Origin of the sequence: Flavobacterium sp. LC2016-23 (assembly GCF_009674775.1) — a bacterium.
Taxonomy (GTDB): domain Bacteria; phylum Bacteroidota; class Bacteroidia; order Flavobacteriales; family Flavobacteriaceae; genus Flavobacterium.
Genome location: NZ_WKKE01000017.1, coordinates 138,878 through 145,617, shown reverse-complemented (window position 1 = coordinate 145,617; position 6,740 = coordinate 138,878). Strand labels below are relative to the sequence as shown.

Sequence of the window (6,740 nt, the reverse complement as noted above, 5' to 3'; positions counted from 1 at the left end):
GTATCTGTTGTAGTTGGTGTTGCCGGATCGGTTACGGAAATCGTAACGGCCAATCTTATGGAACTTTCACATCCTGTGCCAGCATCTAATAAAGCAGCGTAATAAGTACCACCGGTCAAAGCTGTTGTAGCAGGAATCGCTGTTCCGCCTGTCGCTGCACTGTACCAAACCACATTAGGTTCATTGGTCTGAATGCTGGCAAAAGTAGGTGTATTTAACAGACAGAAATCTTGTGTTGTATCTGTTGTAGTTGGTGTTGCCGGATCGGTTACGGAAATCGTAACGGCCAATCTTATGGAACTTTCACATCCTGTGGCAGCATCCAATAAAGCAGCGTAATAAGTGCCACTTGTCAAGGCTGTTGTAGCTGGAATCGCTGTTCCGCCTGTCGCAGCACTGTACCAAACCACATTAGGCTCATTGGTCTGAATACTCGCAAAAGTCGGTGCATTTACCAAACAGAAGTCCTGTGTTGTATTTGTGGTAGTTGGAGTCGCAGGGTCATTTACAATTATTGTTGCTGATTGAAGTGTTCCTGCAACGTTCTCACAAGTAGCATCACTTGCCACTGCAACAAAATAAGTAATTGGACTTACCGCACGTGTTAAACCTGTTACTGTTAAAACACCTGTAGCGCTTATGGCATAAGTCAATCCGCCTGCAACAAGACCGTTTGTTATCGGTTGTGTTTTATTAGCATCAAAATACCAGGTAAATATTGGATTTGTAAGTGTTGCTGTTGTTGGTGTTAATACTCCAGGTACGTTGTGACATACCGCAATATCAGCAACTGAAATATCATTTGTTCCTGAAGGAGGTAAAATTGTCAGCGTAATTTGTTTTCTGTCTGCGGCTGCAGTTTCACAAAACTCAGTAGAGCTCACTCCAACATAATAGGTATAGGTGCCTGGTGTCAGACCATTTACAATTAACTGAGCAGTGGTTTCTCCCGGAATTAGCTGACTTGTTGTTCCGTCAAAACTATACCAATAGTATATTGGGTTTGTTAATGCCGGAGTTCCGCTCAGGCTTGTTGCTAATGTTATAGTACCGGTTGGTGAACAAACTGAAGTAGCTGTTCCTCCATTTAAAGTAATATTTGTTAAAGCATTTACCGGAGCTGAAGCTTTTACTTCTACCGTTACTTCTCCTCTTGCCAATGCCTCACAACCATAACGTACCGGCTGTACATAATATTTATAAACTCCTGCCGCTAATGTAGCGGGTACGGTATATGTAATACCATTCGCTACAACATTTCCTCCAACAGGTGAATCATACCAGGTATAGGTTGAACAGGCCTCGGTTGGTATCTGGAGCGTGACAGGGCTTCCCGGACAGACTATTACTTTATTATTAGGATCTCCTCCTATTACTTTTGTGTTGGCTACTCGCTCAACAGTATGAACTCTAAGGAATTCCAATACTCCTGCAACTCCGCCAAAACGGATTCTCACGCGATCGTAAGGTTCCGGTTGAGAAGATACAAGAACCATAGACATGGTGTTTCCAGGTAGTAATCTTACACTTAATAATGTACTTGTATTCTGAATTGGAGCTCCAACCGCAACATTACCTAAATAACGTTGGATGCTAAATCCTGTCAGCAAATTAGCATCCAGAAGAACTCCCGGTTTTGAAACCACAATTCTTAAGGTATCACTTACTATTGACGGAGTTTTAAAAGCTACTGTTAAATCTGCCGCTGCAAGAGCGCCTACACCACTGTACATTGTGGCAAAAGTGGTGATGTCATTATCTGCTACATTCAAGGCGTCAGTAACACCTACAGTGGCTGTTAAAGCTCCTATCGGAAGACCTAAATCAGTGGCTCCGTAATATACATCCTGTATATCACCCGGAGTACAGGTTACCGTAGAAACCGGTCTGGTATAATAAGCATCAAATACCTTTGTGTTTTGAGCAACACTTAAAAGTGATGCAGACTGGATTCTGATTCCATCATAATCCTGAGGTCCTGAAGTATTGGAGGGTACAAAAGTATATTCAAATGAATTATCTCCTGAGATTAAATTCACTAATGATCCTGAAATAGATTGCATCGTTCCGATATCAACCCCGCTTTTAGTTCCAATAATAGACAGATCTTGTCCTACGGCTAAAAGACTATATTCCGATCCTAATTTTACGGTTACCGGAGTTCCTTTGACTATATTAGCAGGCCATGTCAGATTTTGCCAAGTAGTTCCTATGCCTAAAAGTCCAACTCCTGTTGTGATCGTAGAAAAAGTCTGAGGATTGCCATCTACTGCTGCAGTAGGATTAGTCACTACCCCTGATATAATGTTGCCCTGACTTTGTCCTGTAGCATACACTCTTTCTGCTAGTAATGGACAGGTGCCCGGATCTATAACATTCACCGTAACGGCTCCTGTAACAGAACAATTGACATTACTCGCCACTACTGTATACGTATAAACTCCAGGTGTATTCAATATACCTGTTGTAAACGGCGGTCCGGCCAAAGCATTCCCCTGAGGATCAAACCATGCCAATGTACCGTCTGATGTTGCAGACAAGGTCACTGAAGAACCTGTATTTACCGAAACTGATGAAGGTGCAACCAAACTTGGTAACGGGTTAACAGTAACTGTTACTGGTAGTTTAACAGATGGGCATGTCACACCGTTACCCTGAGCTTGAATTGAGTAAACACCACTTGCTGTTATATTTCCTGCTGCATTTTCAGTGATGATATTATTAGATGCATCATAAAAAGTATAAGTTGTATTTCCCGTTGTGTCATAACCTATAATGGCACTTTTTAAGTTTGCACTTCCGCAGCTTGCCGGCAAAGGTGTCGTTACCGCTAAAGGTGTCACTGCAGGAATGGTAACGGTTACTTGTTTTAAATTGTTTAAAGCATTCTCGCAAGTATTAGCGTTAACAACAGAAACATAATAATTATAAGGAGCCCCTAAGGCAGTAAGCCCGGAAACTGTAAGTGCACCCGTTGTCACATCTTTAACAAAAGTTACGCCTGGCTGGGCTGCTACCACAGATCCTGTTATAATTTCCTGATCTTTATTCTGATTGGTATAATATTTAAATTGAGCTCCCGCTAAAGCAGAGGCCGGAGCCAATACAACAGTTCCGGAGCAGGAAGCTTCCAAGGGACTTGTAAGAATCACATCTGCAGGTGTTGCTAATGGATTTACAGTAATGGTAACAGGCTGACGAGCGCTGTTAATACAAGCTCCGCGCGTTGCTTCAACATAATAAGTTGTCGTATTATTTAAGACAATTGTTGGATTAACAGCCACTACACTTCCTCCTGTTGGTGAATCGTACCAGGTAAACGTTTCTGTTCCTGTGGAAGTAGCGGTTAATAAAGCTACATCTCCTGCACAAATTGTTGTGGCTCCGGTTATTACAGCATTTGGATATCGGTAAGAGGCTCCATAAATATTTACGCTAGTCAATAATGTCGCTACGCCGCCTAATCTCACTTCAACTCTGTCAAATGGTGAAGCGGTAGTAAAACTGGCCTTGAATCGGTTACCTGATAATAATTGTACATTCAATAAACTATTATTAAGGGCAACTCGGTCATTATTATAAGTAACTCCGTCGTAAGTTGCCAAAGTAATATAAGATAAAGCACTTATATCCAGAAGTCCTCCCGGAACTTCCAATTCAACATCTATAATATCTCCGGCCTGACCTGATGAAGCAAAAGTTAAAGTTTGCTGAATATAACTTCCCAATACGCCAACCGGAATGGTAAGGGTAGCTGCGGTATTAATATTTCCATCAACAGAACCACCCGGATTCGTAGCTCCACATCCAACACATAAAAGGCCCGGATCTAAAGTGGTCACTTGCGAATTGGCCTGCAAACAGTTGCTGACCGTATTAATTACCACAACATTAATTACTGCTCTCGCACTGCTCACACAACCTGTAGTCAGATCTGTAGCTTCAACATAAAATGTTTTATTTGCCGTTAAAGCCGGAGTTGGAGTATAAGTACTGGTATTAGTGGCCAAAGCAGTTCCTCCTGTTGGAACATCAAACCAGGAATAGGATAGATTAGCATCAGGATTTGAAATACCTAACATTACATTCTGACCAGACTGAATAACCACATTCGACGATACAGGTACCGGTACTGACGGTAAAGGATTTACAATAAGATTCACAGGAGTACGCGTACTTAAACAACTTCCTATTGAAGCTTCCACATAATAACTAATGTTCGCTGTTAAAGCCGGTGTAGTAAAAGAAGTTCCTGTAAACACTAAGTTCCCTCCTGTATTTGCATCGTACCAATTGTATACTGTACCCGGAACTGGTGCCTGAACACTCAAAGCAACAGTCTGTCCGCTACAAATTGTTGTAGGAACAGCCGTAATAGTTGGGGCTACAGGATTTTGAACTGAAACTAATACGGGATTACGCTCACTATTTAAACAGCCATTTCTCGTAATAGCTACATAATAAGTTGTATTGGCATTTAAAGCCGGTGTAGTATAGGATGCTGTACTTACTAATGGTACACCCCCACTTGCAGCACTGAACCATTCAACTGTTTCGCCGGCACCTAGTGTGGATGTCAGTGTAGTGGTCTGTCCGCTACAAATGGTTGTAGTTCCTGTAATAGCAGGAGCTTTATACCGGTAAGCCGCCTGATAAATATCTAAGCTTGTTATGGCTGAAACCAGACCGCCCAATCGTACTTCAACACGATCAAAAGCAGCACCTGCAGTAATACTGGCTCTAAAACGGTTTCCACCTAATAATACAACATCAACTATATTATTAATCGAAACTCTGTCATTATTAAAAGTTGCTCCATTGTACGTCGCTAAACTAATATAATTTAATACACTTAAATCCAGAATTCCTCCCGGAACTTCCAATTCAACATCAACAATATCACCTGCTCTGCCGGGATTATTAAACTGAAGTGTTTGCTGGGCATATCCATTAATTAAGCCAACGGGAATCGTAAGCCTTGCTGCAGTTGCAGGATTTCCGTCAACTGAATTATCAGGGTTGGCAGCGCCACATAATAAGCAAAGACCGTTAAAATTGGTTTGCTGGCTATTCGCTTCCAAACAAGTTCCCAGGGGATTATTAACAACTGTTACCGGTACCGGTACTCTTGAAGAACTTACACAACCTCCGGTTGCGCTTTGGGTTTCCACATAATAGGTTTTACTAGCCACCAGTATAGGTGTTGTAAATGTTGCCGCATTAGTCAGAAGCGCGGTTCCGCCAGTTGCAACATCATACCAGTTTAAAGTAACGCCCGCTCCTGAGGCGACAGCACTTAATGTAGCATTTTGCCCGGATTGTATAGTAACACTTTGTGTCAGTACTGTTGGTAATGCCGGTACAGGATTAGATGTGACAACCACCTGAGTTCTTGCAGGACTTACACAAGAACCAATTGCAGCTTCTACGTAGAAATTAGTAGTCCCAACAGATACCGTTGGTGCGTAAGTATCACCAGAGGCTAAAATCGTTCCTCCACTATTTACAGAGTACCAATTGTAAGTGGTACCGGGAATAGGATTAATTACAGACAAAGTAGTTTGCTGTGTAGCTCCCGCAGAACATATTGAAGTTCCTACCGTACTGATGACCGGAGCAACAGGATTAGAAACATTGACCACGACCGGTACACGCTCACTTCCTTCACAGCCAGCGGCTCTGGTTATACCTATATAATACGTGGTAGCCGTCGTTAAAACAGGTGTCTGATAACTATTAGCTGTTATCAAAGGAGTAGTCGAAGTTGCAGAACTGTACCAGGACAAAGAAGTACCTGCTGCAGGAGTGGCTGTTAACGTCGTAAAATTTCCTGAACAAATCGTTTGACTTAAGCCTCCTGTTACAGTTGGTTTTGCAAACTCTAAACGAACATCATAAATTCTTAAACTGACTAGGAGACTTAAAAGTCCGCCAACCTGAATTTGTACCTGATTCGTATCAGCTGTAACCGTAAATCTTACCGCTGCAATTGAGTTACCGGATAACAAACTTAAGTTTAAAAGCGGGCTATTTAATGGCACACTCGAACCTACATTTGTTCCCGAAAGTTTAGCCTGAATAGTTGCATTAGATAATAATCCAACATCGAGTAAACCATTTCCCGTACCCAGATAGAGTACAATTTGATCCCCGGCTTTTGCCGTCTGATTCAGTGTTAATGTCTCCTGGACAAAACAACTGACCCCAACAGCATTTGTGAGGGTTGCATAAGTAGTTAGGCCCGCGTCATTGTCGTAGGCACTAGTGGGACTATCTATATTTAATCCTACACATAATAATCCACCCTGGCTATTCGTTTGGGACACAGGTCGACAAACCGATTGCGAAAATGCATTAGTACATAATAGAAATAAAGATAGCAGTCCGAATAATCTCTTCTTAGGAATGAGATTACAAAAAGTAAAGATTTTTTTCATAATTTGGAAGATTAGAAAATGGACAATAAAATACCTGTTGCGATAAGTACGTGTACTTAGGCAATTCAAAAAAAGCTAATAATTAATAGATTAGAATAAAAATTAAAAACCTAACAAGTAAGATCTAAATTAGATTTCTTTTAAAAAAAATTATGTAATAGTTATACAATGAAACACTAGAGCATTTTCTATTCACTCTGAATAAAAAACTAACTCAAAAATTTTTAGGAATATTGATTTGATTCAATCTTCCGGAGGAGTGATTTGTTGTAGTTGTGTAAATTTTCATAAAAGAAAATTTAT

The 6,740-nt window shown here is 41.1% G+C and carries 1 pseudogene; it reads right to left on the bottom strand.

Going from position 1 to position 6,740, the window contains the following annotated elements:
* Positions 1 to 6,437, bottom strand: a pseudogene (locus tag GJU43_RS15685) (hypothetical protein); the annotation flags it as partial.
* Positions 6,438 to 6,740 lie beyond the last annotated feature (303 nt).